Origin of the sequence: Bacillus sp. JJ1503 (assembly GCF_036965125.1) — a bacterium.
Classification (GTDB): Bacteria; Bacillota; Bacilli; order Bacillales; family Cytobacillaceae; genus Cytobacillus.
Map to the genome: position 1 here is coordinate 37379 of NZ_JBALOZ010000069.1, position 3451 is coordinate 40829.

2 protein-coding genes, 1 pseudogene and 2 riboswitches are annotated in these 3451 nt (G+C 40.2%); all 3 genes and pseudogenes read right to left on the reverse strand.

Annotated features, from left to right (window positions below; all coding sequences use genetic code 11):
- Positions 1-184 precede the first annotated feature (184 nt).
- On the reverse strand, positions 185-1381 hold the full coding sequence (locus tag V7149_RS06420; protein ID WP_335344821.1) for a phosphoglycerate dehydrogenase: 1197 nt from the start codon (positions 1379-1381) through the stop codon (positions 185-187).
- A 116-nt stretch (positions 1382-1497) separates the two neighbouring features.
- A riboswitch (glycine riboswitch) is annotated at positions 1498-1578 on the reverse strand.
- 177 nt (positions 1579-1755) lie between these two features.
- Positions 1756-1835: riboswitch (ZMP/ZTP riboswitch) on the reverse strand.
- Between the two features lie 154 nt (positions 1836-1989).
- On the reverse strand, positions 1990-3030 hold the full coding sequence (locus V7149_RS06425; RefSeq protein WP_335344822.1) for a GntG family PLP-dependent aldolase: 1041 nt from the start codon (positions 3028-3030) through the stop codon (positions 1990-1992).
- 94 nt (positions 3031-3124) lie between these two features.
- A pseudogene (locus V7149_RS06430) lies at positions 3125-3451 on the reverse strand (methylisocitrate lyase); the annotation flags it as partial.

Consider the following 3451-nt stretch of genomic DNA (forward strand, 5'->3'; position numbering starts at 1 on the left):
CTTAAACTACTAAAACAAGCCTCATGAACCCTTCATGGCTTCCGTCATCTTAACCTGCTAAAACAAGCCTCATGAACCCTTCATGGATTTCCGTTTTCCATCTTAACCTGCTAAAACGAGCTTCATGAACTCTTTCTGGCAAAAAAAGACCAGCCCCCACCTTAAGAGGGCTAGTCTTTGTCAATTAAATCATCCGAACGGTCACAATTCCATCGATCTGGCTAATGATCTCTTCCAAACTCAACATAATTTCATTATCTACATTATTATCAATATCAATAATGGTATAAGCATAATCGCCACGGCTTCTATTCACCATGTCGGCGATGTTTAAATGATAGTTTGATATAGCAGATGTAATCTTTCCGACCATGTTTGGAATGTTTTGATGGAAAGCCGTCACACGCTGTTTTCCGGTATAAGGAAGAGCAGCATTGGGGAAATTCACTGAGTTTCTAACATTCCCTGTCTCTAGAAACTCCTTTAGCTGGCGGGCTGCCATAATCGCGCAATTCTCCTCGGATTCAACTGTAGAAGCACCAAGATGAGGGGTTGGAATCACGTTCTTCATTTTCATTACATTTTCATTTGGGAAATCTGTCATATACTTTCCTACTTTTCCGCTTTCAAGGGCAGCTGACATATCCTTTTCATTCACTAATTCACCTCGAGAAAAGTTCAAAATATAGACATCGTCCTTCATTAAGCTAAAGGTCGCTTCGTTGAACATTTCTCTTGTATCTTCCGTTAATGGAACATGGACGGTAATATAATCAGATTCAGCAAAAAGCTGTTCAATTGTCATCGCCCGCTGTACTTTGCGGGATAACTTCCAGGCAATATCAACAGAGATAAATGGGTCAAACCCAATGACATCCATGTCTAACTCAATCGCATCATTCGCCACAAGTGCGCCGATCGCTCCCAACCCAATGACGCCTAGAGTTTTCCCCTTAATTTCCTTCCCAACAAATTGCTTCTTGCCCGCTTCCACAAGCTTTGGAATTTGTTCTCCCTCGCCCGCTAACGTCTTAACCCAGCTCACTCCGGCAAAAAGGTTACGAGATGCAGCCATTAATGAAGTCAGCACCAATTCTTTCACCGCGTTGGCATTAGCACCTGGGGTATTAAATACAACAATCCCTTGCTCCGTGCACTTATCGACCGGAATGTTATTCACGCCCGCTCCTGCTCGCGAAATAGCCTTTAATTGTTTGCCGAATTCCATTGAATGCATATTAAAGCTGCGAACAACAATTGCATCAGGGTTCTCACTATCATTGTCAATTGTATAATGATTATTAAAAACTTTTAGTCCGCTTTCTGCGATGTTATTTAATGTTTTGATTGTCTTTGCTTTATTTACCACTGTTGTGCTCATCTTCACTTCTCCTCTTTATCGTATATTTATAACCTTGGAATCTAATAAAATAAAAAAGAGACTGGTGTTCTCCAATCTCTTCAGACATCAAAAAATAACAAATACCACAATACATTCGTTATTCTTCTGTCCTTTTGCCTGAGATTTTGAACCCTTCGGCGCTGCAGTCAACCTGCAGTCTCTCCAGAAGCTGCTCCTGCTATAGTGTGACCCATAACAATCATAGCTTTCTTCCTATTCACTTTTTAAAAACGTTCAAATATTGGGAAAAATCTGTATCTCTACAATAATAGAAATTAAAAGCTTTATCAACCATTAATTTTCTGAGCCATCCCTCCTGTATATACACAAAGAGGTAAGGGAATAAACTCCCTTACCTCTGCCCAGGCGAACGGCTAATCGATACTATGTGCTCCCCCACGGTTATCCGTTTTCGCCAGTTACACATAGCCTTTGAAATTGATACTATCTTATCAGATTCTTCTGAAACATTCAACCACTAATTATGTGGGTCAGAGGGACAGGTTCATGGTCCCGCCTTCGTTATTGATTGGAAGTAGTTTGTCCTCGCGTTCCTTAATTGGACACGGTTCCTGTCCCATTGTCCCTTACAATTCATTACAGTACCCATTAAAAATCTCTGCCGCTTTTTCTATATCATCTTTACTTATACCGCGGTATGTTGTCATTCTAACATATTTGTCTGACATGCTTTTAACCTTTAACCCACGCTCCATAAGATCCGATTCAAATTTTCCTGCTGAATATCCACTAGGCGAAACATCAACGACTACAATATTCGTTTGAACCATTCCGAGGTTTAATTTAATATTTTTATTCTCCGCAATTTTGCTTGCGAGTAAATAGGCATGTTCATGATCCTCTTTTAACCTTTGGGATTCCTCCGTTATCCCAAGAATTCCTGCGGCTGCAACAATACCAGATTGACGCATGCCTCCTCCAAGCAGCTTTCTCGTTGTTCTTGCCTGCTGTATAAATTCTTTACTTCCACAAAGCAGGGAACCGATCGGCGCGCTTAATCCTTTGGAAACACAAAACATAATGGAATCAACCGGGGCTACTAGCTCTTTAACTGATAGATTATAATAGGCAGCTGCATTAAATATTCTCGCTCCATCTAAATGAACAGGAATCTTGCATTCTTTTGCCAGTTTACAGATCACTTCTGTCTCCTGAGCAGACATACACGTACCGCCTTTGAAATTGTTTGAATTCTCCAAGCATAAAAGCTTTGTCTCTCCTTGTAAAAAAATAGATTTGAGGTTTTCTATTTTTGGAATCCCAAACTCATCTGTTTCATAAGAGACTGGTTGTAAACCAAAGTAGTTCTTCATGAAAGGTGATCTTTCACTTTTGTATATATGGCTGTTCTCCTCTATTGCTACAATATCCCCTCTGATACAGTGAGTCATCATAGCGATTATGTTTCCGATTGAGCCACTGTTACAAAACATGGCGTCTTCTTTCCCTGTTATGTTTGCTGCTAAGTCTTCAAGGGTATTGACGGTCGGGTCTTCTCCTTTTCCGTCTTGATTGCTTCTTCCGTCATCGCCTACTATCGCTTCATACATTGCCCTTCTCATTGCCCCAGTAGGCTTTGTTAACGTATCACTCCGTAAATCAACCAATATGACTTACCCACTTTCAAAGGGACAAGAGGTCAGGTTTATTGTCCCGCCTTCGTTTGAATTGGGACATAGTTCCCGTCCAAATGTCCCTCATTCATGTTTCCGTTAATATAGTTTTTGCAATTTTCGAGTCTAGTTTTTCGAATTCATAGTAACTGATTGTTTCATAAAGTTCTTTTCTTGTTTGCATTTTATTTAGGTAATTCTTTTGTGTACCATTGCTGCGAATTTCAGTAAAAACATCTTCTATTGCTTTTGCAGCAGTTCGAAGTGATGTAACTGGGTAAATAACCATGCTGTAACCAAATGATTCAAATTCGTTAGCATGAAAATAAGGCGTTTTTCCGAATTCTGTCATGTTGGCTAACAGCGGCGCCTTTATTCCATTCTTCACCTGCAGAAACTCCTCTTCATTCGTGAG